Genomic DNA, 26,163 nt, shown 5'->3' on the forward strand with positions numbered 1-26,163 from the left:
AAGCTAGCTATTCTCCCATATTCTTACTTTGAAGTGAGAATTTTTTTACCAGCTTGAAAGCGTCGGCTTATCTTCACTTATGTAACGTATTAGACAGAGAGACAATTTTAGCCATGAGTTATCCTTACGCCCCATTTGGAATCTACTTCAAACATCGCACAGGTTCGCGTCGTCTTGGAAGGTAAAAATCGTTGAAATCTGCATCAATTCAGCAGTGGGTGCCAGGGTTGCACCAACTCAAACACTATGACCGTTCTTGGTTGAAAGATGATGTTCGCGCAGCAATCTCTGTCGTCGCAGTTGCTTTACCTGTGGCGATTGCCTATGCCCAACTAACAGGCGTATCAGCTATTGTGGGCCTGTATTCCTGCATTCTTCCTATGATTGTTTACGCTTTGTTCGGAACATCACGTCAATTAATTGTTGGACCTGATGCTGCAACATGTGCGGTCGTTGCTGCGGTTGTTACTCCACTTGCTGGTGGTGACCCTATTCGTCATATGGAACTCGTGACAGTAATGACGCTGATGACGGGTGGGTGGTGTATTTTGGCAAGCCGTTTCAAACTAGGTATTTTGGCTGATTTTTTATCTCGTCCGATTCTGATTGGATTGTTAAACGGTGTTGCTCTAACCATTATCTTTGGTCAGTTAGTTAAGTTTATTGGTATAAAAAACTCTGAAGAGTTTCTGCTACAAAGTGTCATTGATACACCCTGGATCATCTTTGATGTGCACTGGCAGACTGTAGCTATCAGTATAGCTACGGCCGCAGTTTATTTTGCCTTCAAGAAGTTCCAACCTACTTCCCCAGCGGCGATGATCTCTATCTGTGTGGCAAGCTTTATGGTGTGGTTCTTTAACCTTGATGAGCAAGGAGTAAAGGTGATTGGCTCTATACAAGGCGGTTTACCAGCTATCCATGTCCCGCATGTTGAAGTGACAACATTACGTGAACTTGTGATGCCAGCACTGAACTTAGCGATGGTGAGCTTCGTCAGCATGATGTTGACCGCTCGAAGTTTCGCAGCCAAGAATGGCTATGAAATTGATGCGGATAAAGAGTTCAAAGCGTTAGGTTTAGCAAACTTGGCTTCGGCATTTTCACAAGGTTTTGCTATCAGCGGTGCGGACTCTCGAACTGCGGTAAACGATGCTAATGGTGGTAAGAGCCAGATGGTTTCCATCATCGCAGCTCTGCTAGTCGCGATAATTGCTATCTTTGTTTATGAACCATTACGTTATATTCCGATTGCAGCTCTTGGGGTTGTGCTTATTATCGCGGCTACGTCATTGGTTGATTTAATGGGCATTTGGCAACTGAGAATTCGCAACAAGGACGCATTTTACCTAGCGATGATTACTTTTGTCGCAGTGCTGGTGATTGGCGTAATTCCCGGTATTACAATGGCTGTTCTACTAGGGCTTGTGCAGTTTCTTCGCGTTATCATGCGACCAACAGATGAGCTGTTAGGAATAGATAAAGAAGGTACAGTGCGAGCTTTGGATAGCTCAGATAAAGCCTCTCCAATCCCTGGGTTGACCATTTATCGCTTTAACTCGCCGCTGACTTATTTCAACTCGCCGTACTTTAAACGCCGTGTGCTTGACTGTTCTGAAGCTGCTGCTCCTGAAGAGAAGTGTTTCATTATCGATGCGGTATCGTGCTTTACCCACTTTGATTTAAGCGTGATGGCGACACTGGCGGATGTGCATAACATATTAAAGAGCCGTGGTATTCGTTTGGTTGTTGCTGGCCGAAAACCGAGTATACGTAAGTGGTGCGAGTTGAGTGGCATCCCTATTGGAGACGGTGGCTTAGTGTTGCGAGCCGACATGTTTGTCGCAATTAAACTGAGTGGTTGTTACTTCAATGCGGTGGGTGAAGGGCACATTCCAGAGATCCAAAAAGAGTCTGAAAACTCAGTCGAGGATATACGTGTCGCGCCGATTGTCGCGTAAATAGAACTGAAACAGAAAGCCCGTCTAGAAGACGGGTTTTTTATTACGATTTTATTGCGTTTTTATTTCAATGTTTATGTGAATGGTTTGAACAACTTAGGTTATGCTTATTGAAACGCTTTCTCATGTGAAGTAAGGAACACCGTAAGTGAAAATCGCGTCAATTGCTCAATGGATGCCAGGTCTCAATCAGCTTAAACATTATGACCGAACATGGTTTAAAGATGACTTCCGCGCAGCTCTGTCTGTCGTTGCAGTCGCACTGCCCGTTGCTATTGCTTATGCGCAGTTAACGGGAGTATCTGCAATTGTCGGTTTGTATTCCTGCGTGCTTCCAATGTTGGTATATGCCTTATTTGGTACTTCTCGCCAGTTGATCATAGGCCCCGATGCAGCCACGTGTGCAGTGATTGCGGCAGTGGTAACGCCACTAGCAGCAGGAGATCCAACGAAACACTGGCAGCTTGTAATGACCATGACTGCAATGACTGGTATCTGGTGTATTTTGGCAAGCCGATTCAAGCTTGGTGTTCTGGCAGATTTTCTATCAAGACCGATTTTACTTGGTTTGTTAAACGGTGTGGCATTGACCATCATTGTTGGTCAGTTTGCGAAAATATTCGGTTTGAAGTTTGAACAGCGTTATCTACTGGAACGATTGTATGAGGCGCCGTCTTTATTGATGAATCCACATTGGCAAACTTTAATGATTAGTACCACGACGGTGGTGGTTTATCTGGCTTCTAAGCGTTTGCGACCTCAATGGCCTGCAGCGATGTTTGCCATTTTCATTACTGGTGTAATGGTCTGGTTGATGAAGCTAGATACTGTTGGTGTTCAAGTCGTAGGCGTAATCCAAGGTGGATTACCAACATTCCAAGCACCAACATTTGATATCGGTGTCTCTCGTGAACTTGTGGTTCCGGCTCTCAACTTAGCTGTAGTGAGCTTCGTGAGTATGATGCTTACGGCACGTAGTTTTGCTGCGAAAAATGGCTATGACATTGATGCTGATAAAGAGTTTCAGGCTTTAGGCTTAGCCAACCTAGCTTCTGCATTTTCACAAGGTTTTGCGATTAGTGGCGCTGACTCACGTACCGCGGTGAATGACGCAAACGGAGGCAAATCTCAGCTGGTTTCAGTCATTGCTGCTTTGTGCATTGGTGCAATAGCGATATTTGCTTATCAACCTTTGCAGTACATACCTATCGCTGCATTGGGTGTGGTATTGATCATTGCCTCGACGTCTCTGCTTGATCTTAAAGGGGTTTGGTTACTTAGAACACGTAACAAAGATGCATTTTACCTTGCCTCTATTACTTTGGTTTCGGTGTTAGTTATTGGGGTTATTCCAGGTATCACATTGGCGGTGTTGTTAGGTCTATTTCAATTTCTTCGTGTGGTTATGCGCCCGAGGGACCAAGTGTTGGGTTTGGATAAGAAAGGTACTGTGCGTTCGATTGACCCTTCTGGTAAGGCTACTGCTATCCCTGGTTTGATTATTTATCGTTTTAACTCACCACTGACTTACTTTAACGCCCCATACTTCAAGCGTCGTTTATTAGAGCTATCGGAAGCGAGTAGTGACATTGGGTGTGTAGTGGTTGATGCTGTTTCCAGTTTCACTCACCTAGATCTGAGCGTGATGGCGATGCTCGCAGATGTTCAGGCTATTCTAAAAAAACGAGGAATTCGTTTAGTTATTGCGGGAAGAAAACGCAGTTTACGTAAATGGTGTGAGTTAACGGGTGTACCGCTCGGTGATGGTGGGGTAGTACTGCGTGCAGACTTGTATCTGGCAATTAAAATGAGTGGTTGCTACCAAGAAGCTGTTCAGGAAGGTCAAGTCCCTCCAGTACAGAAGGAGGCTGACGCAACAAACCCCGTACCTGAAGTGGCTTAGCTTTCAGCTAGTACAAGAGCCTGCGATGCAGGCTCTTTTCGTAGATTTAAATTGAGATTAAAGAGGTTTAGCCACTTCAATCACTAGTTTGCCGAAGTTTTTACCTTCAAGCAGACCAATCAATTGTTCTGGCGCGTTTTCTAAGCCGACTTCTACCTGTTCACGGTATTTAACCTTACCTTCTGCTACCCATTGATTCATGTCAGCAGCAAACTCACCGTAGCGGTGACCGTAGTCGTCAAAAATAATGAAGCCTTGAATTTTTAAGCGCTTAGTTAAGATTAAACCAGTCAGCTTAGACAGGCGATCTGGACCTTCTGGTAGTGACGTTGCGTTGTATTGTGCAATTAGACCACACACTGGAATACGCGCTTTTGTATTAAGCTGCGGCATTACCGCATCAAATACTTTTCCACCGACGTTTTCGAAGTAGACATCAATACCTGCCGGACATGCTGCTGCTAGTTGCTGTGCAAAGTCGTCGGCTTTGTGATCGATACAAGCATCCATACCCAGTACTTCAACCGCATGGCGACATTTATCAGCACCACCTGCAATACCTACTACACGACAGCCTTTGATTTTACCAATCTGACCAACAGTTGCCCCAACAGGGCCTGTTGCTGACGCTACCACAATGGTTTCACCAGCTTTTGGTGCACCGATATCCAGCAGACCCATATATGCAGTAAAGCCAGGCATGCCCAGCACACCCAAAGCCCATGAAGGGTGTGTTGGATTAGCACCTAGCTTTAATAGACCTGTTCCGTTTGATACGGAGTATTTCTGCCAGCCTGTTGTGTATGAAAGAACCCATTCACCTATTTGGAACTCAGGGTTGTTTGACACTTCAACCTGACACACCGTACCGCCAATCATTACATCGTTAATTTCTAGAGGTTTTGCATATGATTCAGCATCACTCATGCGGCCACGCATGTATGGGTCTAATGATAAGTAGATAGTACGTAGCAGAACTTCGCCTTCTTTTGCCTCTGGTTTAGCAACGGTTTCTAAGCGAAAGTTTTCTAATGTTGGCGCGCCTACTGGGCGTGAAGCCAGTACGATACGTTGGTTTGTTGAGTCAGTCATTGGACTTTCCTTTTATTTCTTAATAATTAGACCAGTCGTCTAGTTTTCGTTTCAAAAAAACCGCTATAGAAATAGCGGATAAATGCATTAGGCTCAGCTTAGCCTATTTTTCGACATTGGTTAATTTAGCTGCTCGCCTTTCAATATTTGCTCGGTCACTTTTAACGCTTGTGCCAAGCTGGCATCGTCGTGACGAATTTTGTTCACCAAGCTAGCACCAACCCAAAGGTTATAAAGAAGCTCTGAAGTCTGTTGGCCGTCTTTAACTTTTAACTCACCCGACTGAATACCTTTTTCAATGTGTTCAGCTACAGTGGTGATTACCTTGTTTGTACCTTTGTGCAGCGCAAGGCGCATCGGCTCTGATAAGTCGGAAACTTCACCTGCCAATTTCACTACTAAGCATTTACCTGTTTGGCACTCGCTACGGTTTTGTTCCATCCAGTAGCGCCAGTATTGCATCAGTTTTTCATATTCACTCACCCCACTGGTTGCGAACAAGTTCTCTAACTTTTGTTGGTATTGGTTGAAATAATCTTGCAGCAGTGCTTCTCCAAATTGTTCTTTGGATTTGAAGTAGTGGTAGAAAGAACCTTTCGGTACTTCAGCATTTTTCAGAAGTTCAGACAGCCCTACGCTGGTAAAACCTTTGCTGGCAATCAGTTCGTAGCCAATGTCTAAAATATGCTGTTTGGTGTCATGTGATTTTTCGTTCATGCGGTGCAATATAAATTAAATTAGACCAGTCGTCTAGCGGATGTTTTATTTATAGCGTTCTGTTGTGGATATGAATACACAAGACAGTGGAGTAGGAACTCATACCATCCTAGATAAAAATATGATCAGATTGAGCATCGGCGAGCAGCGAATGGGCGTCAAACGCAAACGCGCATTCATTCGTCCCTGAAGCTCCGCCGAGCCATCCATGGCTCGGAGGGTTTGCTTATCGACGCCCATTCACTGATCAGGAAATTTTCCAGAATGGTATCAAAGTGGCTCCAAACACCGAATAGACTAAAAATCAGCATCCACTTGGAAGTGCATGCGTTGTTTAGTGTATGGATGATCGAAACTTAAGCTCTCTGCATGCAGATGGAGACGAGTACCTTTTAGACCGTACAAATCATCACCGACAATCGCCATGTTTAATCCATCAGCATGGGCGCAATGAACGCGAAGCTGATGGGTACGCCCTGTTTTAGGGTAGAGATAGACTCGACTTTGCCCATTTTCTACGCTGATTTTCTGCCAGAAAGTATCTGCGTGTTTACCGTGCTCGTAGCAAACCATCTGACGAGGTCTATCATCCAAGTCACCACGTAGTGGCAAAGTGATATCTCCAGACTCACCAAGGAGTTCACCACTCAAGAGAGCGACGTAGCGTTTTTCTACGCCACGAGTAATAAACTGCTTTTGTAAGCTCTTATTCGCTCGACGTGTGAGAGCAAACACTAGAATACCTGACGTCGACATATCTAAACGATGAAGTACAAACGGGCCTTCCACATCGGTGAACATTGCTTCTAATCGAGTAAGCACGGAATCTTTAACATTAACTCCGGGTACAGATAAAAATTCGGCTGGTTTATTCACGACAACGATAGCGTCATCCTGATAGAGAATGTCGATATCTTTTCCATCGGCTGGGTTTTCAAGAAGAGGGTTGTTATCAAGAGTGATCCCTTCCAGCATGTGACCTAATATCGGATGGCACTTGTTGTTGCATGCAGGGTAGTATTTTTTATGCTGACGAATCTCTGATTTCGGTGAGCGACCCCACCAAAATTCCGCCATCGCAATAGGTTTTAGCTGATGTGTAAAGGCGTATTGCAACAATTTAGGCGCTGCACATTCACCTGAACCCGCTGGTGGAATAGGGTTGGCAGTATTTTCGAATATATCGACCAGTGACTTGTTCTCACCGTTCTGATTTAAGAACTGATATTGGGAAAACAGCTTTTTCTGTAATGCTGCCGATAGCTGTCTGCGTTTCTCTTTTAACTCTTCGAGCTGGTTTTGATGCAGATTGAGTTTGGTTTGAAGCTGTTCAAGCTCGTTATCCCATTTTTGTTTGAGATGTTTTAGCTGATTTTTTTCCGCTACGCTTTGTTGAGCAAGCTGTTCAAAAAGCGTATCAATTTCACTTTCAGACAAATGTTGAGGAGGCGTTTGGCGCAGCAACTTGCGATTCTTGCGCCCTTCAATCATCAGTTGGCGATGAGCTTCTATTTGTTGTTCCGCCTCATTTTGGCAAGCGTGAATCGCTTTAGTTAACTCTGCGGACAGTGGTGATGTGCTAAGTTCGCGAACTCGACGATTGATATCGGCAATACCATTTGCATCCAGGCGAAAAAAGGTTTCGTCTTCAAAACGATCAAATACCGGTGGCACGAAATGGGGCAGTTGCAGCTTCTCCGCGAGTAGACCGGAAAACGCAGACAGATACCCCAGCTCTCCCCGTTCATTCTGCACGACTAGCACACCAAACATTTTGCCATGTGAATCAGACTCAATGTCCGTTAAACCGAAAGGATGCGACCAGTCTGTTTGCGTTTCAATATGCTGTTGGAGTTCATGAGCTGCAATCTCGCTTAATGGATGCGGTTCGTAGCAAAACGGAAAAGTAAAACGCTCCGGTAATGTGTATTCAGAAATGTCCATCTGAAAAGGGGTAAAACAGTGATCGGAGTGCTTCATAACGCTAGAACCTCTTTTAGGTCAACAGAACCTAGATATCAGCGCGGGATTTTACTGAGCACAGAGGGAAAATCCATCATTTTGTTTGCTTCCCCATAATCACCAACACGATACCGCCTAATATCAGACTGCTGACGAAAATTAAATGTAGCGTAAATGCTTCTCCGACCAAAAGTGTACCGCCAGCGATTGCGATAACGGGTACAGACAGCTGAGCGACGGAGGCTTGCAGCATGGTCAGTTGGGTGATCACGCGATACCACAAAATGTACCCTGCTGCGGATGCAATACTGCCTGATATTAATGCGAGAATGATGCCTTTAGACGAAGCTGAAGAGAGGTTAACCAGCCATGGCGTCAACAATACACAAAGTAGACCTGCAACCCAAAAACCTTGAGAAATGGCAGAGATAGGGTTGCCACTACTTCGTCCGACCAGTGTAAATACCGCCCATGCTAGACCTGAAAGGATCATTAATAGTGCGGACAGAATATCGGGTCTTGTAACGCTAGGTGCCATGAGATAGATGAATCCGGCAATAGAAGCAACTAAACCTATCAGTTCTAGCGAGTTGATTTTATTACCTTGGAAAAAATGTGCTGCAAGCAAAGTGAGTTGCACTGTACCAAATAACAACAGTGCTCCGGTTCCTGTAGAAAGTTTTAGATAGGCAACAGAAAAGCACAATGCATAGGTAAACAGAGCCAAACCCGCTTTCAGGGCAAACTTGGGTTGATAGTGCCTCTCGGCTTTTTTTACCATCAAACAGTGTAAAACAATTAGCGTGATCGCCCCAGAAACTAGACGAAGATAGGTAAAAGTTGCGGCATCAATCGTTTGATCTTGCAGTGCGAGGCGACACAAAATTGAGTTCGCGGCAAAGGCAAACATAGTGATGACAGTTAAAAGAAGAGGAGACACGTTGAGCAACCTTATTGTTATGTTATCGATAATTTAAGGTTAATTAGCGGTATTCAACAATCTTTAATTTACTTTGATAATCAAACTAACTACACTTTAGAAAATTTGATAATCAAAGTAATTATTATGCAAACACCAAGTTGTCCCCAAACAGAGACGTTTTCATACACCAATGAAAAAGGTGAAAAACGTACCCTCTATGTACTGCTGATTACCGTTGTTACTATGGCGGTGGAGATTGTTGCTGGTAGCATTTACGGTTCAATGGCGTTACTTGCCGATGGCTGGCACATGGGGACGCACGCAGCTGCGTTTTGTATCACGCTGTTTACCTATCGCTATGCTCGTAAGCATCAGAACTCTCGAGCTTACACTTTTGGTACAGGTAAAGTGGGCGTTTTGGGAGGGTATACCAGTGCTATTGGTTTGGGCTTAGTCGCATTAGTTATGGCCGGCGAATCAATCCACCGTTTGTTTAACCCGTTAAGTATCCAATTTAATGAAGCGATAATGGTGGCGGTTGTTGGCCTTGTGGTGAACGTAGCAAGTATGTTTTTATTGCACGACCATCACGACCATCACGACCATCACGACCATCACGACCATCACGACCATCACGACCATCACGACCATCACGACCACGATCATGGGCATCATCACCATCATGATCACAACCTTACGGCGGCGTACATGCATGTGCTGGCAGATGCGTTGACGTCAGTATTGGCAATCGCGGCTTTGATTGTTGGTAAATACTTGGGTTGGGTATGGTTAGATCCGATTATGGGTATTGTCGGAGCGCTTGTGATCACCAAGTGGGCATTCGGTTTGATGAAACAAACGGCTCCTATCTTACTGGATGCTCATATCAGCCATGATTATGAGAAGAAAGTGCTCGCTAAGTTAGAAGAGGCTGGAGCAAAAGTGATTGATATTCACGTGTGGAAAGTGAGCGCTAATCACTATTCTGCTGTGATTAGAATGTCTGCTGAGTCGAACAAAGATGCACTGTACTTTAGACAGGTATTGAAGGAGTTTGATAGACTCCATCACCTTACGCTAGAAGTTAACCCGCTTTAAAGGCTAAAACACATGCACCCATTGACTGAGCTTAACAATCTGATTACTGAGTTTTACGACAAGATGTCTTCGTGGGAGATGTCTGTGGTCAAAGAAACTGGGTACTCATTGGCTCAAATCCACACGCTTGAAGTATTAGGCTCACATGGTGCGATGCGTATGAAAGAGTTGGCAAACCGTCTGAGCATCACAACGGGAACGCTGACTGTTCAAGTAGAGAAATTGGTTCAAGCGGGACTGATAGAACGTCAATCCATTGAAGGGGATCGACGTTCTATTCAAGTGACACTGACTGATGAAGGGAAAGCGGTATTTCAGCAGCATAACGCTTTACACATGACACTTACCGAAGAGCTCACTCGCCATATCAGTACCGAGCAACAAAAACACCTCGCTCAAATGCTGACGTTAATGAATCAGGTGTTCTAACTTCTTTTAAAGCCTATAGCATAGGGACTACAGATAGCAGCAGTAGTCCTCCCATCGCACCATTAAACCATCTCACGTATTTGGGAGCATTCATCCATCGGCTAAGCTGTTTGCCTGCTGCAGTCCAGACGCTCACCGATGGTACGTTCACCATCGCAAATACAACAGCAATAACACTCAAACCGACCCAACTCGTTGAGTCGTTGTATACGCTTACCGCGGTCAGAGCCATAGACCAGCCTTTCGGGTTCACCCACTGAAACATCGCCGCAGACAAAAATGTCATCGGTTTATAAGCGGTATCGCTTTTACTTGGTTTTGCAAGGCAGATTTTTACTGCCAAATACACCAGATAGCTTAAGCATATCCAGTGGAGTATCTGCTGAACGACCGGGTATTGTTGAAATACGCCCAGTAAGCCAATGCCAACCAAGATGATCATGATACTGAAACCAAAAGTGACTCCCGCCATATGAGGTATGGTTCTTTTAAAGCCGACATTAGCACCGGACGTCATCAACATGATGTTATTTGGGCCAGGGGAAAATGTGGATACAAACGCGAACATCACCAAAGGCCACCATTGATATAAATCCATTTCTTCTCCTGTTTTTATCATCAAATGATGGAAAAATTGTAATTGGATAGAGACGCAATTTTATGCTTATATTTGTGTCTACATCAATTTATAAGCAACAAAATTTAACTATGGATAGATTTGACGAAAGAATATTGTCTGAACTGCAGGCGGATGGACGAATATCTAATGTAGAGCTCTCTGAAAGGGTAGGACTTTCGCCCTCAGCAACTCTTCGACGAGTTCAGGAACTTGAACGAATGAAGGTGATTAAAGGCTACAGGGCGGTACTGGACAAAAACCAGCTTGAAGTCGGATTTATTGCTTATGTGTCTATTGGCTTAAATAGCCATACCAAGCAATCACAAGTGGCTTTTGAAGAACACGTTCGTTTCGCCAAGGAAGTGGTGGAATGCCATAACATTACTGGTATGAACGAGTATCTGTTACGCGTTGAAACTAAGGACTTAGCTTCTTACAAGCGTTTCCATTCGAATGTGCTAGGGGAAAGTCCACAAGTAAAGTCGATATCGACAATGGTAGTGATGGATTCGCCGAAAGACGAACGACAATAGATAACATATATATACACAAACAAGTGTTCGAGGACAATCAAGCCTGATCATTTTGTAATTACACGGTCCATCAACACGAATCTGGACAAAAGTTCATCAGAATTTCTCCAAAATTTAGCAAACCGTGAAAATTCTGCTGGTAAAGTAACAGCAGATAACAACGGAAAAATGATCTGGACCGCAACAACGCCCGCTCGATTCATCGACGTTGACTGATGACATATTCATAACGTGCTATGGGGTCTATTAATCGGCCCCAAATAAAATTAAATTGCCTTTTACAGATTCCCCCGGATATGCCCGGGAGAATCCATAGGGCTTTTTTAATTACTGACAACTACCCGATTGTGCAATGATTTCTTCGGTAGTTAGAGCATCAGGTGAAACATAAGGGCTTAAGCCGCCTTTACCGGCAGTTGCCATGACGTAATCGGCCAAGTCTTGTCCGGCTTCCATACGATTTTCTTCGATGGTTGACAGGCTAGCTGAGTCATAATCGGTTCCCAATGCTGAAGGTACACTGCCATAGGTCACGCTTAAGTCACCGGCAGAACCTGTTAGCTGACATTCACTGTTGGAATACCAAACATAGGTACCGTTTACACTTAGATTTGGTTCTCCATAGGTATCACTGTCTTTTAATTCACTGGAATCGAACAAGTTCTCTACCCAATAATCCAAATTGTCTCCCTTGGCATTATCTGGATTGTTCAGGAACATGTTGTCTTCGTATGCGATGGCACCGCCATCACGAACACTTAACACCTTACGACGATATCCGTAGAACACGTTATTGAACATGTGTGATTGACCGAAACGCACCAATGGAACTCGGCGAGCGGTGCTAGCAAAGTCTTCATCATTAGGGTCTGTGCGGGTGTAGGTATCATCTGTAGTCACAAACAAGTTGTTGTGAATAGTGGTGCGAATATTTTGGTTTATTGGACGACTGTCACTAGAGCCGTGTAGGGCAGCCCGTAGCACATTTTCAAGTTTGTTGAAGGAAACGGTGATGTTATATGCTCCTTGCTTTACATCGAAGGCTGAGTCACCGGTTTCTTCAAAGGTGTTCTGGTGGATCCAGATGTCATGTGATTGGCCAGTTGAACGAATCATGTCTGGATCGGCCAAGTGGTCTTCAGTGTGACCACCACCAATGAATTCCATATTAGTAATGATCACGTTCTCGGAAGGCACACTATCACCGTCACCAATTTCGAATCCACTGTATTTAAAGTAAGCGTTGGCACCTCGGCCATCGATGGTGGTGTTCGAACTAATCATCGGTACCGCTAAGGCACTAGCGACACTTGAAACATTGAGTTTTTCGTTGAAGAAGGTGTCGTCGCACTCATCGCTGCTAACGCTATTGTTTTCGCACCATAGTTCAGGGTTGAGACATTCAGCTTCAGTTGCACCGCCCAAAGCAGATAAGACGGCTGAATTGGTACAAGCCAAACGGTACATGGCGATGTCGGCTTTGTCGGCAAAGTCATCTTTGTCGAAAACGATCCAGTTGTAGCTATCGCTTTGAACTGCGTCCAGAACTTTTTGTTCAACTAGCGTACCATCGGTTGGTTTTTTTATTACGATCAGATTGCTGTTTCCGCTTTCATCGTAGCCACCAGTTGCAGCAGCTCCGTATCCTACTGGGGTTCCGAGACTTTCGGCTAAACACTGTACAATTTCTTGTTCGGTGAAGTTAGTTTCATCCCAGTTTACCGAATCATCGCTGATTAACGTTGCGCAGGTAATATCTGTGCTTGTATCTGTGGTGTCGCTATCGGAGTTTTCAGAGCTATCAGAGCTATCAGAGCTATCAGAGCTATCAGAGCTATCAGAGCTATCAGAGTCGTCGGAACTATCAGAACTATCGGTACTATCATTGACTGGAGTTGTGACACTGCTTGAATCATCGCTATCGTTAACATTCGAGGTGTCACCGCCACCACCACCGCCACCACACGATGTGACAGCTAACAGTAACAAATAAGCCAATGGCTTAAGAGTTAAAGTATTCCCCTTTCTTATCATGATACTAATCCTTCATTGAAATTGATTTAGCTTGGTTGCAGGCTTGGCCGTGAGAGCTGAACGAATCGCTGCTGGGCTTCCTCTGTCGAAATACTGTTCAATATTGAACATCGGAGTCTATTTTGATGTTTATTATTCTTAATAAAATATAGAAACCATGATTTATAAAATTTGGAATGGCGTTTCCATTTATAATTTATCAAAATAACATATGGTGCAAGTAAAGTTATAAGAAATGTATTATTCCATTTTTCAATGACAAGCCTGGTTTGCGCTAATCTTTTGGAGTCTCTGCTGGGAAACTCTAGCTCCTACTCCATGATGAGTGCAGCGGCAGAGTATTCTCAAGCGCCGAAAGTATTAGCCGCTAAAGCTTTTATGTCAGATTTTGCTTCGCTCGGTCGTCTCCGTCATCTTTTTTACTACCCATACAAATAGTGGATTTCATTACGACTACCGAGTGTCCTCACTGATAGAAACATAACCAGGACGTAGTTAGATCCCTATAGTCATATGGTATTTCAACAACAAAAAAGGCGATGGATTTATGACCATCGCCTTAGTATTTATTTAAGCACTATTGCCGTTTTATACACGGAAGTGGCTAAGTTGTTCTTTCTGCTGCTCTGCTAGCGCAGAAAGCTCTTGGCTCGCTGCTGCAGACTGAGTAATACCCGCCACGTTTTGGCTAACCAATTCATAGATAGTTGCCAAGTTACGGTTAATATCCACAGTAACATGGTTTTGTTCCTCAGAAGCGGCTGCAACTTGGGTGTTGATTCCACTTAACTCTGAAATCGCTTTGCTGATGTTGCTTAAGTACTCCCTTACTTGATCGCCCAATGCTTGGTTGGTTTCGATCATTTTTAAGCTCATATTCATACTGTCATTAGCTACACCAGACTTGCTTTGTAGCTCTTCAATAATGATTTGAATCTCTTTGGTTGATTGTTGAGTTCGCGCGGCAAGCATGCGTACTTCATCTGCAACAACGGCGAAACCGCGCCCGCTTTCACCTGCACGAGCGGCTTCAATCGCTGCGTTTAAAGCAAGCAGGTTGGTTTGCTCAGAAATGCCTTCAATTACTTCTATGACTTGACCAATTTGCTCTGATTGTTCCTTTAAACCATTCACAACTAACGCAGCCTCATTAAGCTGACGTGCCATGTCAATATTCGCTTTATGGCTTTGCTCAAACATCACCAAGCTTTCTTTTGCTTGTAAATTTGCTTGCTGTGCTGCGTTTTCAGCATGGGAAGCGTTGTCAGTAACACTTTGAGCAGCACTTTCGAGTTGGTTAACTGCAGAAGCTACTTGTTCTACTTCTTGCTTTTCTTGGTCTGAGTTAACACTGGATTGAGTCATTACCGCCGCCAACTCAGTCGCTGCAGATGCAACTTCAACACTAATACGAATTAATGTCTCTACTGTTGTGCGTAATTGGTTCGTAGTTGCATTTATATCGCGGGTCAGTGCCGTCACCTCATTATTGCCTTCCACTTTTGCTTCAACTAACAAATTTCCTTTTGCAATTTCACGCATAGTTAATTGTAGGTTTTGAATCGGTTTAACAATGATGCCAGCTAGAAGCCAGCTACACAGTGCCGCAAGTAATAAGACAGTGATAAAACCCATCATTGAGTTTTGCATCACAGAAGCGTGCTGCTGTTCAGAAGTGTGCACGGATTTCAGTGCAAGAAGATTAAGTTTACTTGAAAGCTCTTCAATTGCTTTGACCATTTGAGCACCTGCGTCTCGGTACGCTACTGAAGCTTGCTGATACTGGTGATCAAAATTGGAATCAAGATTAGACTGGCTATGTTTTGTTTTAAGCAGGGGAATCATAGTGTTCAGTGAGTAATCAACATAGTTCTTCATCGCTTTCTGTAGTGAAGATACTTCTGACTGTAGACCTGTAATAGTATTGAGGGATTGAAGATGCTTAATGTTTTTAGCTTCATTCTCTTTCAATACTGATTGAAGACGTGCCACTTCTTCAGGTGTAAACAAACTGTAGATAGCACTGATACGCATACTGTAGGTGTTATTAATGATGTTTGTTATATCATCTTTGTGTTCAATGAGTTGTTCAGTGGATTGAGTAACGTTTTTGAACGCAGTTTTTAGGCTGGATGAGCTATAAGTAATACCGGCAATAAGAAGTAGCATTGTAATGAATACAGGAACTACGACTTGCAACTTGATAGACAATGCGGAGATCAGCTTACGCATGATTAACCCTTTTTGGAAATGATAGTAGTTATTATTTGATCAATTTATTATTTGATAAAATTATCATTCATCTGATCTTATCTACTTACCACAATTTTTCAATTAATTCCGGCCTCAAAATAATCAAAAAATGACGACAATCTACTCAATCATGCTGGTTTTTGCTTTGGTGATGCATTTTTGTACGAATGAGACCGTTCCCGAAAGTGGTTTCGTGCTAGCTTGAGTTTTGAATGCATTTATTTGAGCAAATATTTCAATTTGTCATGGAGTTTTCAACGAACTGAAACACAACTGTCATATTTCGATTCTAAAGTGAATCTCGTTCCAGTAAATCAACGGCAAATGAATTAGCCACTTAAGGAAAGAATGTGATGAAAAAGACAGTAATCGGTGCAATCGCTCTTTTAGGCGCACTAGCAATTAACCCTGTTTCAGCAAAAGAAACTATCTCTGCAGTGGGTTCTAGCAGCGTAACACCACTGATGGAAGTTTTCTCAGAAACATACATGAAAACAAACTCGGACGTTTTTATTGAAGTACAAGGACCAGGTTCTTCTGCAGGTATCAAAGCAGCGAAAAACGGAAGCGCACATATCGGTATGTCTTCTCGTGGATTGAAAGACTCTGAAAAAGAAGCAAACCTGGTAGAAGAAGTCATTGCTCGTGACGGCATCGCAGTGGTTGTACACCCAAGTAACAAAGTGAAAGGTCTGACTGCTGAACAAGTTTCTGAAATCTACAAAGGTGAAATCACTAACTGGAAACAAGTTGGTGGTGAAGACAAGCCAATCGTAGCCATTACTCGTGACACTGCTTCAGGTACTCGCGGCGCATTCGAAGAAATCATGGAACTTAAGAAAAAGGTTTCTGGTAAAGAAGTTTCCGCTATCTCTCAACGTGCTCAAGTTGCGAACGGTAACGGTGGTTTGAAAACAATGGTTGCTTCTAACCCATACTCAATCGGCTACATCTCTCTAGGTACAGTAGACGGTTCTGTTCATGCCCTAGCAATCGACGGTACTCCTGCGACTATCGATAATGTTAAATCAGGTTCTTACAAAGTTGCTCGTCCTTTCCTAGTTCTTTACAAGAAAGGTGCACCATCTGCAGAAGCGCAAAAATTCCTTGATTGGATGCTAACTGATGAAGCTCAAAAGATCGTTGCTTCACACCACTACATCTCAGTTAATTAAGATTTAAATAATAAATTTTGCTCAGCCCGCATTTGGGCTGGGCTTTTGTATTACATACCGACGAACTGATACGTTTTAGCTTGCTCGGTAGGTGAGATTGAGAACATCTATGACCATCGCAAATAGTGAAAAGCTTATGGATATCGAAAAAACGCAAGCAAAACGTAAGTTGCGCGTGCAGAAAAGAGTCGATTGGAAAGAGCGTTTCTTCCACGGTTTGTTTTTAACAAGTGCCGTTATCGGTATTGTTTCTTTATCTGTTATTGCCTACTTCATCGTTAAAGAGAGTATTCCGGCATTCCAAGAAGCAGGTGTTTCTGGAATCGTTCTAGGCCAAGATTGGCTGCCTCCTGCATTATACGGCGTCGCGACTATGATCGTGGCTTCTGTAGTATCTACCTTCGGTGCCGTTATTGTTGGTGTGCCGATTGGTGTACTTACAGCTGTTTTCATCGCTGAAATTGCGCCGAAAAGTGTGGCTGACGTGATTCGCCCTGCTGTTGAGCTGTTAGCTGGTATCCCTTCTGTGGTATATGGCTTCTTCGGCTTGGTTATCATCGTTCCTCTTATTCAGAACATCTTCCAAGTCCCAGCGGGTAACACCATTCTTGCAGGTATCATCGTTCTTGGTGTGATGATTCTACCTACTGTAATCACGGTATCTGAGACGTCTATTCGTGCTGTGCCTCGCGCATACAAAGAAGGTTCATTAGCACTTGGCGCTTCTAACATTTATACCATTTTCAAACTTCTCGTTCCTGCAGCACGTTCAGGCATTATGACTGGTGTGATTCTAGGTATCGGTCGTGCTCTGGGTGAAACCATGGCAATCATCATGGTGATGGGTAACGCGCCTGCAATGCCAGAAGGTATTCTGGATTCTGCTCGTACTCTAACGGCAAACATCGCGATTGAGATGTCTTACGCAAGTGGTGTTCACGCAAATGCTCTTTATGCAACAGGCGTTGTTCTGCTGGTGTTTATTATGATGCTTAACGCTGCTCTTCTGTACCTGAACCGTGAGAAAGCGAGGTAATCAACATGGATCACGCAAAATACAATCAAGCGGACCGTGCAAAGCTAAAACAAGCACGTGAATTTAAAGATAACGTTTTACGCGTGCTTATCTGGTTTGCTGCGGCATTAACGGTTGGCTTTCTGTTCTGGATTATCTGGTACATATTATCGAACGGCTTAAAACACGTTGATTGGGCATTCGTAACAGATAACTACACTCGTACTGGCGATGAGCACGGTATATTCCCGATGATCATCTCAACCATCTACATGGTTATCGCATCAATAGCTGTAGCAGCACCAATGGGCATCATGACGGCGATATACCTCACCGAATATGCCAAAGTGGGCAGCAAGTTGGTGAAGGTTATTCGATTCTGTACTGAATCATTGGCTGGTATTCCATCGATCATTTTCGGCTTGTTTGGTATGACTTTCTTCGTTGTCATTCTTGGGCTTGGATTTTCGATATTATCGGGTGCGTTAACGCTGAGTATTTTGATTCTTCCAGTCATCATTCGTACCACTGAAGAAGCATTGATGGCGGTACCGCAAACTTACCGCGAAGGCTCTTACGGTCTTGGCGCTTCCAAAATTTACACCATTTGGCGTCTCATTTTACCAAGTGCGATTCCGGGTATTCTGACTTCCGTCATTCTGAGTATTGGTCGTGTAATTGGTGAGTCGGCTCCTGTGTTTTTAACCGCAGGTATGGTAGCGCGTGTTCCTGATTCACTATTAGATTCAGGCAGAACACTAACCGTTCACCTATACAAATTAACGACTGAGTTATTCACGATTGAAGAGTGGAACCAAGCGTATGGAACAGCGACTGTGCTGATTGTTGTAGTGTTGCTCATCAACATGGTAACCAAGTTAATCGCTAAGCGATTCAACACTGCAACTTACTAATCCAAGACGACTGACAGAATTTAAGAGACAGAAAATGAACAAATTTAATATTGAAAATCTAGATTTATTCTACGGTGAAAACCAAGCACTGAAATCTATTAACCTGCCAATTCCAACACGCCAAGTAACAGCACTGATTGGTCCATCAGGCTGTGGTAAATCTACACTTTTGCGTTGTTTAAACCGCATGAATGATTTGATTGAAGGCGTAACCATCAAAGGTAAACTGGAGATGGACGGTCAGGATATCTATGGCAACGTTGATGTTGCAGACATCCGTATACGCGTAGGTATGGTTTTCCAAAAGCCAAACCCATTCCCGATGAGCATCTACGAAAACGTTGCGTATGGTCTGCGTGCTCAAGGTGTAAAAGATAAGAAACACATTGATGAAGTGGTGGAACGCTCGCTGCGTGGCGCAGCACTTTGGGATGAAGTGAAAGATCGTTTGAAATCGCACGCATTTGGTTTATCTGGTGGTCAACAACAACGCCTATGTATTGCTCGCACTATCGCAATGGAACCTGATGTCATTCTGATGGATGAACCAACGTCTGCACTGGATCCAATCGCGACGCATAAAATTGAAGTACTGATGGAAGAGTTAAAGAAAAACTACACCATCGTTATCGTAACGCACTCAATGCAGCAAGCTCGCCGTATTTCAGACCGCACAGCATTCTTCCTAATGGGAGAGTTAGTGGAGCACGACGATACACAAGTGATTTTCAACTCACCAAAAGATGACAGAACAAAGGGCTATGTGAACGGTGATTTCGGTTAATCGCCACAAGGTTATCAATAGCCGTTATCACTGTCTAATAAACGTCATCACTAACAACGCTTACTGGCTAAACACAATATAACTATAAAGCGATGGTAATCTTGCCCCTCACAATGAGGGGCCTTTTTTTTGGTACTTCATTGCATACATCTTCTGGTCTGCAATGTGAATTAGCTGGTTGATATCGTCACCATCCTGAGGATAGGAGCTTACACCGATACTGGTGTTTAATGGGCGGTATTGATTGTCGCCAACAACAAATTGTTGTTCAAAACATTGTTCGATCAGCGTTTGCATCCCTTCCAGTTCCAATTCATCTGCACTATTGATGATGATAGCAAATTCATCTCCACCCATACGGAACAGTTCAAAATCAAAGGTTGGGATATGAGATAAGCGTTTGGTGACTTGTTTTAATACGGAGTCACCAGCTAAATGCCCTAATTCATCGTTAATCGCTTTAAATCCATTCAAGTCTAAAAGAAACAGCGAATATTTATTGCTTTTAGGTCGTTGAGAAATGGATTGGAACATAGATAAGCGGTTACCAATATTTGTCAGAGGGTCAGTTAAAGCTAACAAACGATGGTATTGAGCTTCTTTGTACCAGATAAAACTTACCAACCCGATAGAAAGAAATAGCAGCAAAATCAGTGCATATTGAATGTTAGTTACAAACTGAGCCTGTCGTTTCTGCACCAAATACATGGGGCTTTGAATTTTGAAATTATCGTTAATGTATTTTATAACATCTTGATAGAGCAATTCGGTTTTGGTGGTGAACTTCTCAAGAGATTGAGCGTCAGTAATATTGAGTAATAAAGGTTCGAGTAGTTTGTATTTGTCGAATGTTTTTTTGAAATAGTGCAAGGTACCATCGATTTCGAGGAATTCATCTGCTTCGCTATTATGTAAAATTAGATCAAATCGGCTCCAGGTTAGTTCGTATTTCAGTTTCACATTCTCTAGGGTTTCTGGTGTATCTAATGCGTAAGGCATCACAGACACAAGCTCAGTAAACTCTTTGGTCAGATAAAACAAAAACCACGTCGCTTTATGCTGTTTATAAGTGTAAGAACGCGCCAAATCTTGCGTTGAAGTCAGGGTATAAAGATTGGCGATCATTAAAATAACAGAAACGAAAAGCAGTAACGTTTTTGTTCGCTGAATAATAGGATGTAGCTGTTTACTATTAGGGGCTGCAATCATTTGTATTTAATTGAAATTTCTTTTATCTGCCACACCATTTGGGTGTGATATCCCGGGCTATCGGTTTGCGGGTACGTCGACATGTCGTAAATAAACCAGAATGGACCTTTGTCACGAACACGCATGGGCTCACCATCCAACGAATAAGCAACGATTGGCTTGTAACGTTTTAAATCATCAATAGATGTAGAAGAGGAATAGTCATTCAAAGCAATGAAAGAAACACTGGCAACATTTTTTGCTTTAATATAGTTCAGTAAATCAAGCATGGTAAAACCAGTGAGGGAGATAGGTTGGTCGTTATCGCTCCATGGAGTGTGAGTAGTAAAAGCGGTAACGGGTAGTACACTTTTAAGTTGATTCATCGACATAACGATGGGCTCTTGATTCGGCAGCTTTATTGTTAAGTCATAAGCCGAAGCGAAAGTGCTCATAAAAAGTAGAGTTACTACTAAAATCCGTTTCATTCTATTTATTCACTGTTATAAGTTGAGCGTTATAGTCGAGAAGTTTGCGCAGAATTTTCTTACAAAATTATACGGTGCATATCTAGCCAGTTCTATTTTTTATTAATAAAAATAGCATTTAAGTTAGGCGATTTTGGACTATACGTTGCGAAATTATGCAACAAAGTGAATTAAATTTTGAAAGGCATATGGCGAGGGTTTTATCTATTCAGAAAAAAGGCTTCAATCAATGAAGCCTTTTCTCGTTAAGTTCCAAGAGAACTTAGAAAATCATGTGCGCTACACCGGCAATAACTGGCAGTGTGATTAACGTACGTAGAATGAAGATAACAAATAGTTCTACGAAGTTAACAGGAATGCAGCTGCCTAACATCAGTGCACCTACTTCAGACATGTAGATTAGCTGAGTTACAGACATTGCTGCGATAACAAAGCGAGTCATTTCATTGTCGATTGAAGCAGCTAAGATTGCTGGAATAAACATGTCTGCAAAACCAACAACAATAGTCTCAGATGCTTGTACAGCTTCTGGTATGCCTAGCAATTCAAGGTAAGGAATGAATGGTTGACCTAGTACAGAGAATACAGACGTGTATTCAGCAATGACTAGTGCAACGGTACCGAGACCCATAACAACAGGAAGTACACCAAATACCATGTCGATAGCGTTACGAACACCTTCGCCGAAAACAGATTTGAATGACTTTACTTGGCCAGCTTTGTTCAGCGCAAGTTCCATACCCCAAGATAGTGAAGAGTGCCCCGCAGGAATTGCGTCAGCATCAGCTTCAGGTTTTGAACCATCTATGAACGTATTCTTTTTCAAGCTTAGTGGTGGTAAGCGAGGGATGATGATTGCTGCTATAAAACCAGCTAAACAGATCGCGCCATAGAATGGTAGGAACAGGTGTTCTAATTCTACTTGAGCGATAACCACTAGGCTGAACGTAATAGACACAGCTGAGAATGTAGTGCCTACAACAGCTGCTTCACGTTGAGTATAGAATTTGTCTTCATACTGCTTGCTCGTAAGCAGAATACCAACACTACCATCGCCTAACCAAGAAGCCACACAGTCAATAGCGCTGCGACCAGGTAGGTTAAATAGCGGACGCATCACTTTGCTTAGAAGTGCGCCCATTAACTCTAACAAGCCAAAGTTAAGCAGTAGTGGTAATAGTAGACCTGCAAAAATGAACACAGAGAACAGCGTTGGCAGTAGACCTTCCAAAACTAAGCCACCTGTGTTTTCTTCCCAAATAGCTTTAGGGCCAACTTGGAAGAAAGTCATAAGTACGGCAGCACCACCAATCACTCGTACAGTTAACCATAACCATGAAGGGTTAAACAGACTGTTTAAGAATGAATTTTTAACAATGAATGCCGGTTTAAAAAGTTTCGTCGCAAAAGATGCTACCGACATAAATGCGATAATTGTGGTTAGTATTGCAACTAAAGAGTCACCAAATAAAGCTTGTACTGATTTTGCTAGTACAGCGACAGGAATTGTAAATGAACCGTCATAGCTGATCGGTGCCATAAATAGGAACACCCCGATCAAAGAAGGGATCAGGAACATCCATAAGCTTCCAGCAGGTTTCTGTTCTACTGGAGTATCTAATGTTTGAGCGTTATCTTGCATTATTTTTCTCGTGTTACTACTAGTCAATTAAAACCATATCCTTGGTATATTAATTCACTAAACATCCGTATTTACTCATTGGCGCGAGAATATCTATATTTTGGTCTCATAGCAATACTATTCATCAAAAAAGGGTAAATATTCATTCCTTTGCACTCTGAGAATGTCAAATCATGGTGATTTGTTTCGTTATTGTTACACTGGTGGCGAATTTGTAGAAAATGGTTTGTGCATTTATTGTGAGGTTGGGCACAGACTTAAAGATTGAAATGCAGGGTGAAAATGGTTTTCTTTATCTAAGTTATAGAATTATAAAGAAAAGCTCTTGGTTATTCGACCAAGAGCTTGAATCTAAGGATTGACACGGGAAGATTGTTTTATTTCGGTATCAAGTTGGATCTGTATTTGTTAAAGATATCCTATCAATAGCATTTAGGCTTTCACGCAGTGCGTCATCGAAATTTTTATAGACATTGTTTTCACCGACTAAATGAATAATTCCGGCACGGCTTAGTTTCTGCGTAACGCGTGGGTTAGCTCCAGAAATCAGTACCGTGACATTTCTATGATGGAAATTTTCAATGATCTCTTCGAGCGCTTGCAAACCAGTAATATCGACAAACGGTACCCATCTCAAACGGATGATTAAAATTTTCGGCGTTTCCTGAATACTGGTCATCACTCGTTCGAAAGTCTCTGCAGCGGCGAAGAAGAACGGTCCATCGAGTGCATAAATAGCCAATTCTCGTGGTAATGCATTTTTGCCATGACGTTGTAAATCAGGATTCAATTCTTCAGCTGTTGGAGCTTTCACTTCCACACTTGAAGCCATGCGTTTGACAAAGTGAAGAATTGCGATAATTACACCTATGTTTACAGCGACGACTAAATCCGCAAATACAGTCAAGCTGAAGGTAATCAATAGAATTGCGACGTCGGCTCTTGGTGCTCGTTTTATCAGCTTAATGAAGTGAGGGATCTCACTCATGTTCCAAGCTACTACAAATAGAATGGCACTCAGTGTTGCAAGTGGGATATTAACGGCTAATGGTGCTAACACTAAAAGAATCACAACCAACGTTAGCGCATGAATAATGCCAGCTAATGGGCTGTTACCTCCATTGCGAATGTTTGTTGCAGTACGTGCAATAGCACCCGTAGCAGCAATCCCGCCAAAGATAGGAGCAATAATATTAGCGATACCCTGACCCACAAGTTCTTGGTTGGAGTTGTGTTTGGTACCAGACATACCATCGGCAACGACAGCAGAAAGCAGTGATTCAATTGCGCCTAGCATTGCGATAGCAAAGGCAGGGCCGATCAGCTGAATGATTTGCGAGAAAGAGATATCGGGTACCGAAAGTTCAGGTAAACCTTGAGGGATACCACCGAAAGCGGAACCAATAGTACGTACGCCGTCAAACCCAACGAAGTATTGCAGTGTGGTTATAACTAGGAGTGCTAACAAAGGTCCAGGAATACGTGATAGCTTTGGAATTTTAGGACCGAAAATCACTAAAGCTAAGGAGAGTAAAGCTAATAAAGTAGTTGTTAAATGAAACTGTGGAAAAGCGTTGAAAATAGAAATCAATTTTTGGTGGAAATGCGCTCCACTGATTTGAGGCAGTCCGAAGAAATCTTGCCATTGCCCAACCCAAATGATGACACCAATGCCGCTGGTAAAGCCAACGATAACAGGATCTGGAATGTAGCGAATAATACTGCCTAACTTAGTCACTCCAAGAATGAGCAGAATGACTCCTGCCATCATAGTAGCAATTTGTAAGCCACCAACACCATATTGAGCAACAATACCCGCTAAGATAACAATAAATGCGCCAGTTGGGCCCGCGATTTGAACTCTCGAACCACCAAAGATAGATACAATTAAACCAGCAATAATCGCAGTATAAATACCTTGTTCAGGTTTAACACCTGATGCAATGGCAAATGCCATCGCTAAAGGAAGGGCAACCACGCCGACAATCAATCCCGCACTTAAGTTGTTTAGCCAATGCTTACTTTTTAGTAGACCTGCTTTGTGGGATTCATAGATGGCAAACATACCAATAGCCTTATAAATGAAGTGGTAATCGAACGGCGTTTGATTCTACGCTCATTTTATGTCCTGTAAAGGTAGGATTCGGATACATTTTTTGTTGAAAATGCTTTATTAAGCTGACCTATTTTTAGGATTCAAATGTGTGAAGAAAGCGCCTGTTAATGAATTTTTACCAATAGGTTATGGGGTCAATGCTCTTAATGTCAGGATGCTTGAGTTATAGTGGACACGCCGAATATAACAATAACCTATAAGTATTATGAAAACTCGTCTTTTACCTATTCCTCTTGTGCTGCTCACGCCGATTGTTTTACTTGTGATCGTTGTGTTTGCGGGTATCTACCGCTTTTCAATCTCTGATGAACAAATAATGGCCAAGTTTCCGAGCACGATACAGCAGCGAGACCCGATTGTTCAAGCTGTGTTTGGGTTAAATGTGCCATATCCAATTACTGTACCTGTTCCTGATACTCCGAGTTATGCCTTTATGGAATCTTGGGACGATCAGCATCGTTGGGTTATCGGTGATTATGATTCAGGTCGGGAGAGAGGCTCTGTAGCTTTAGATACCCAATTGATGCTCAAGCTTGAGGATGTTGAAGAAAATTACAGGTATGTGTCAGTCATTCGTGTTTCAAATCAAGGCTCTGGTGTATTTAACTATTTGGCTTTATTCAAATATGATGAGCTTAGATCGCGGATGGTTATGGTGAGTAGCCAATTGTTGGGGGATCGCATCGAAGTGTTGTCCCTGACTCAAAATGCTAGCCAAGTTACCGTTTCGTTGTTAAGCCATGCAAATAATATGGCTTTTTCTGAGGCACCCACAGAATCTGTGTCTATACTATTTTCGATATCAGAGAAATATCAGCTATCTACATCCAACTAAAAGCTTCGTTTCTTGAATGGTTGGAACATAGCAGGAAAATAGCTTAGTGCTACTCATTAGTCTGAGTAAACATCTTGGCTGAATTTGAAAGTTTGTGATTGAGTTTCTATCATTTGCCTAGCTGAACACTTTTTGAGCAAAAATGGAGTTTGACATGATTAATAAGCGTTTCTTTAAGACAAAAGATGAAGTAGAAGTGACATTCGAGCTAGACGCCCCAGATGTTGCATCGAATGTGGCTATCGTCGCAGACTTCCTTGATTGGCAACCTCAGCCTATGAAGAAAGTACCTAAAACCAGTGTTTTTAAGTTTAAGGCGCGACTACCGAAAGATTCAAACTATCAATTTCGATATTTATTGGATGAAGAGCTTTGGGTGAATGATCCGCAGGCGGATCAATACATTCCAAATGGTTTTGGCGAAGATAATTGCATGGTTTCTACACATCAGTAATTTGGTTTAGATCCCATATGTTTAAGAGT

Annotated in this window: 22 protein-coding genes; 11 read left to right on the plus strand and 11 right to left on the minus strand. The window is 42.7% G+C overall.

All coding sequences use genetic code 11. The features are described from left to right. Positions 1-191: 191 nt before the first annotated feature. Together G5S32_RS17680 and G5S32_RS17685 are read left to right on the plus strand one after the other, a co-directional pair. Complete coding sequence (locus G5S32_RS17680; protein WP_165313479.1) at positions 192-1,961, plus strand: SulP family inorganic anion transporter; 1,770 nt, start codon at positions 192-194, stop codon at positions 1,959-1,961. A 175-nt stretch (positions 1,962-2,136) separates the two neighbouring features. Continuing rightward, a complete protein-coding gene (locus G5S32_RS17685; RefSeq protein ID WP_165314190.1) occupies positions 2,137-3,864 on the plus strand; it encodes a SulP family inorganic anion transporter in 1,728 nt (575 codons plus the stop codon). A gap of 57 nt (positions 3,865-3,921) precedes the next feature. Here the strand turns inward: G5S32_RS17685 and G5S32_RS17690 are convergent, their stop codons facing one another. The 4 genes from G5S32_RS17690 to G5S32_RS17705 form a co-directional block, all read right to left on the minus strand. Then, entirely contained in the window at positions 3,922-4,956 is a 1,035-nt protein-coding gene (locus tag G5S32_RS17690; RefSeq protein ID WP_165313480.1) for an NADP-dependent oxidoreductase, read from the minus strand. Positions 4,957-5,076: 120 nt separating this feature from the next. Continuing rightward, entirely contained in the window at positions 5,077-5,673 is a 597-nt protein-coding gene (locus tag G5S32_RS17695) for a TetR/AcrR family transcriptional regulator (RefSeq protein WP_165313481.1), read from the minus strand. A 297-nt stretch (positions 5,674-5,970) separates the two neighbouring features. Next, complete coding sequence (locus G5S32_RS17700; protein ID WP_165313482.1) at positions 5,971-7,653, minus strand: RluA family pseudouridine synthase; 1,683 nt, start codon at positions 7,651-7,653, stop codon at positions 5,971-5,973. A gap of 76 nt (positions 7,654-7,729) precedes the next feature. Next, a complete protein-coding gene (locus G5S32_RS17705; RefSeq protein ID WP_165313483.1) occupies positions 7,730-8,575 on the minus strand; it encodes a DMT family transporter in 846 nt (281 codons plus the stop codon). A 126-nt stretch (positions 8,576-8,701) separates the two neighbouring features. On the opposite strand from G5S32_RS17705, the gene dmeF reads away from it, so the two are divergent. Both dmeF and G5S32_RS17715 read left to right on the plus strand, forming a co-directional pair. Beyond that, positions 8,702-9,655, plus strand: coding sequence for a CDF family Co(II)/Ni(II) efflux transporter DmeF (gene dmeF / locus G5S32_RS17710; RefSeq protein WP_165313484.1), 954 nt, complete (start codon positions 8,702-8,704; stop codon positions 9,653-9,655). A gap of 12 nt (positions 9,656-9,667) precedes the next feature. Beyond that, complete coding sequence (locus tag G5S32_RS17715; RefSeq protein ID WP_165313485.1) at positions 9,668-10,084, plus strand: MarR family winged helix-turn-helix transcriptional regulator; 417 nt, start codon at positions 9,668-9,670, stop codon at positions 10,082-10,084. A gap of 13 nt (positions 10,085-10,097) precedes the next feature. Here the strand turns inward: G5S32_RS17715 and G5S32_RS17720 are convergent, their stop codons facing one another. Continuing rightward, positions 10,098-10,682, minus strand: a complete 585-nt coding sequence (locus G5S32_RS17720) for a LysE family translocator (RefSeq protein WP_165313486.1) — start codon at positions 10,680-10,682, stop codon at positions 10,098-10,100. Between the two features lie 110 nt (positions 10,683-10,792). On the opposite strand from G5S32_RS17720, the gene G5S32_RS17725 reads away from it, so the two are divergent. Continuing rightward, the gene (locus G5S32_RS17725) at positions 10,793-11,236 is read left to right on the plus strand and encodes an Lrp/AsnC family transcriptional regulator (protein WP_165313487.1); all 444 of its coding nucleotides are present in this window, start codon (positions 10,793-10,795) and stop codon (positions 11,234-11,236) included. A gap of 327 nt (positions 11,237-11,563) precedes the next feature. Here G5S32_RS17725 and G5S32_RS17730 read toward each other — a convergent pair whose 3' ends face one another. Together G5S32_RS17730 and G5S32_RS17735 are read right to left on the minus strand one after the other, a co-directional pair. Beyond that, the gene (locus G5S32_RS17730; protein WP_165313488.1) at positions 11,564-13,270 is read right to left on the minus strand and encodes a pectate lyase family protein; all 1,707 of its coding nucleotides are present in this window, start codon (positions 13,268-13,270) and stop codon (positions 11,564-11,566) included. Positions 13,271-13,858: 588 nt separating this feature from the next. Continuing rightward, complete coding sequence (locus G5S32_RS17735) at positions 13,859-15,502, minus strand: methyl-accepting chemotaxis protein (RefSeq protein ID WP_165313489.1); 1,644 nt, start codon at positions 15,500-15,502, stop codon at positions 13,859-13,861. Positions 15,503-15,876: 374 nt separating this feature from the next. On the opposite strand from G5S32_RS17735, the gene G5S32_RS17740 reads away from it, so the two are divergent. From G5S32_RS17740 to pstB, 4 genes are all read left to right on the plus strand, one after another. Further along, entirely contained in the window at positions 15,877-16,698 is an 822-nt protein-coding gene (locus G5S32_RS17740; protein WP_165313490.1) for a phosphate ABC transporter substrate-binding protein, read from the plus strand. A 109-nt stretch (positions 16,699-16,807) separates the two neighbouring features. Next, a complete protein-coding gene (pstC, locus tag G5S32_RS17745) occupies positions 16,808-17,734 on the plus strand; it encodes a phosphate ABC transporter permease subunit PstC (protein WP_165313491.1) in 927 nt (308 codons plus the stop codon). Positions 17,735-17,739: 5 nt separating this feature from the next. Next, positions 17,740-18,627, plus strand: a complete 888-nt coding sequence (gene pstA / locus G5S32_RS17750; protein ID WP_165313492.1) for a phosphate ABC transporter permease PstA — start codon at positions 17,740-17,742, stop codon at positions 18,625-18,627. A gap of 34 nt (positions 18,628-18,661) precedes the next feature. Continuing rightward, entirely contained in the window at positions 18,662-19,411 is a 750-nt protein-coding gene (gene pstB / locus G5S32_RS17755) for a phosphate ABC transporter ATP-binding protein PstB (protein WP_165313493.1), read from the plus strand. 108 nt (positions 19,412-19,519) lie between these two features. Here the strand turns inward: pstB and G5S32_RS17760 are convergent, their stop codons facing one another. From G5S32_RS17760 to G5S32_RS17775, 4 genes are all read right to left on the minus strand, one after another. After that, on the minus strand, positions 19,520-20,620 hold the full coding sequence (locus G5S32_RS17760) for a GGDEF domain-containing protein (RefSeq protein WP_165313494.1): 1,101 nt from the start codon (positions 20,618-20,620) through the stop codon (positions 19,520-19,522). Next, positions 20,617-21,087, minus strand: a complete 471-nt coding sequence (locus G5S32_RS17765) for a putative pterin-binding protein (protein ID WP_165313495.1) — start codon at positions 21,085-21,087, stop codon at positions 20,617-20,619. The genes G5S32_RS17760 and G5S32_RS17765 overlap by 4 nt, the downstream gene beginning before the upstream one ends. A 262-nt stretch (positions 21,088-21,349) precedes the next feature. Further along, positions 21,350-22,729, minus strand: coding sequence for a YjiH family protein (locus tag G5S32_RS17770; protein ID WP_165313496.1), 1,380 nt, complete (start codon positions 22,727-22,729; stop codon positions 21,350-21,352). A gap of 388 nt (positions 22,730-23,117) precedes the next feature. Then, positions 23,118-24,794 carry a SulP family inorganic anion transporter gene (locus G5S32_RS17775; RefSeq protein WP_165313497.1) on the minus strand — a complete coding sequence of 559 codons (1,677 nt, stop codon included), beginning with the start codon at positions 24,792-24,794 and terminating at the stop codon, positions 23,118-23,120. A gap of 256 nt (positions 24,795-25,050) precedes the next feature. Here G5S32_RS17775 and G5S32_RS17780 point away from each other — a divergent pair, with 256 nt between their 5' ends. Both G5S32_RS17780 and G5S32_RS17785 read left to right on the plus strand, forming a co-directional pair. Beyond that, positions 25,051-25,680 carry a hypothetical protein gene (locus G5S32_RS17780; protein WP_165313498.1) on the plus strand — a complete coding sequence of 210 codons (630 nt, stop codon included), beginning with the start codon at positions 25,051-25,053 and terminating at the stop codon, positions 25,678-25,680. A gap of 154 nt (positions 25,681-25,834) precedes the next feature. Next, a complete protein-coding gene (locus tag G5S32_RS17785; protein ID WP_165313499.1) occupies positions 25,835-26,134 on the plus strand; it encodes an isoamylase early set domain-containing protein in 300 nt (99 codons plus the stop codon). The last annotated feature ends 29 nt before the right edge of the window (positions 26,135-26,163 follow it).

It is taken from the genome of Vibrio ziniensis, from assembly GCF_011064285.1.
GTDB classification, from domain to species: domain Bacteria; phylum Pseudomonadota; class Gammaproteobacteria; order Enterobacterales; family Vibrionaceae; genus Vibrio; species Vibrio ziniensis.

What these genes read in the sequence shown, in the direction of transcription:
- G5S32_RS17685 (WP_165314190.1), top strand. Translation starts at nt 2,137, where the DNA reads ATGCCAGGTCTCAATCAGCTTAAACATTATGACCGAACATGGTTTAAA.
- G5S32_RS17730 (WP_165313488.1), bottom strand. Translation starts at nt 13,270, where the DNA reads ATGATAAGAAAGGGGAATACTTTAACTCTTAAGCCATTGGCTTATTTG.
- G5S32_RS17770 (WP_165313496.1), bottom strand. Translation starts at nt 22,729, where the DNA reads ATGCAAGATAACGCTCAAACATTAGATACTCCAGTAGAACAGAAACCT.
- pstB (WP_165313493.1), top strand. Translation starts at nt 18,662, where the DNA reads ATGAACAAATTTAATATTGAAAATCTAGATTTATTCTACGGTGAAAAC.
- G5S32_RS17735 (WP_165313489.1), bottom strand. Translation starts at nt 15,502, where the DNA reads ATGCGTAAGCTGATCTCCGCATTGTCTATCAAGTTGCAAGTCGTAGTT.
- G5S32_RS17715 (WP_165313485.1), top strand. Translation starts at nt 9,668, where the DNA reads ATGCACCCATTGACTGAGCTTAACAATCTGATTACTGAGTTTTACGAC.
- G5S32_RS17775 (WP_165313497.1), bottom strand. Translation starts at nt 24,794, where the DNA reads ATGTTTGCCATCTATGAATCCCACAAAGCAGGTCTACTAAAAAGTAAG.
- G5S32_RS17695 (WP_165313481.1), bottom strand. Translation starts at nt 5,673, where the DNA reads ATGAACGAAAAATCACATGACACCAAACAGCATATTTTAGACATTGGC.
- dmeF (WP_165313484.1), top strand. Translation starts at nt 8,702, where the DNA reads ATGCAAACACCAAGTTGTCCCCAAACAGAGACGTTTTCATACACCAAT.
- G5S32_RS17700 (WP_165313482.1), bottom strand. Translation starts at nt 7,653, where the DNA reads ATGAAGCACTCCGATCACTGTTTTACCCCTTTTCAGATGGACATTTCT.
- G5S32_RS17780 (WP_165313498.1), top strand. Translation starts at nt 25,051, where the DNA reads ATGAAAACTCGTCTTTTACCTATTCCTCTTGTGCTGCTCACGCCGATT.
- G5S32_RS17690 (WP_165313480.1), bottom strand. Translation starts at nt 4,956, where the DNA reads ATGACTGACTCAACAAACCAACGTATCGTACTGGCTTCACGCCCAGTA.
- G5S32_RS17760 (WP_165313494.1), bottom strand. Translation starts at nt 20,620, where the DNA reads ATGATTGCAGCCCCTAATAGTAAACAGCTACATCCTATTATTCAGCGA.
- G5S32_RS17720 (WP_165313486.1), bottom strand. Translation starts at nt 10,682, where the DNA reads ATGGATTTATATCAATGGTGGCCTTTGGTGATGTTCGCGTTTGTATCC.
- G5S32_RS17725 (WP_165313487.1), top strand. Translation starts at nt 10,793, where the DNA reads ATGGATAGATTTGACGAAAGAATATTGTCTGAACTGCAGGCGGATGGA.
- G5S32_RS17740 (WP_165313490.1), top strand. Translation starts at nt 15,877, where the DNA reads ATGAAAAAGACAGTAATCGGTGCAATCGCTCTTTTAGGCGCACTAGCA.
- pstA (WP_165313492.1), top strand. Translation starts at nt 17,740, where the DNA reads ATGGATCACGCAAAATACAATCAAGCGGACCGTGCAAAGCTAAAACAA.
- pstC (WP_165313491.1), top strand. Translation starts at nt 16,808, where the DNA reads ATGACCATCGCAAATAGTGAAAAGCTTATGGATATCGAAAAAACGCAA.
- G5S32_RS17785 (WP_165313499.1), top strand. Translation starts at nt 25,835, where the DNA reads ATGATTAATAAGCGTTTCTTTAAGACAAAAGATGAAGTAGAAGTGACA.
- G5S32_RS17765 (WP_165313495.1), bottom strand. Translation starts at nt 21,087, where the DNA reads ATGAAACGGATTTTAGTAGTAACTCTACTTTTTATGAGCACTTTCGCT.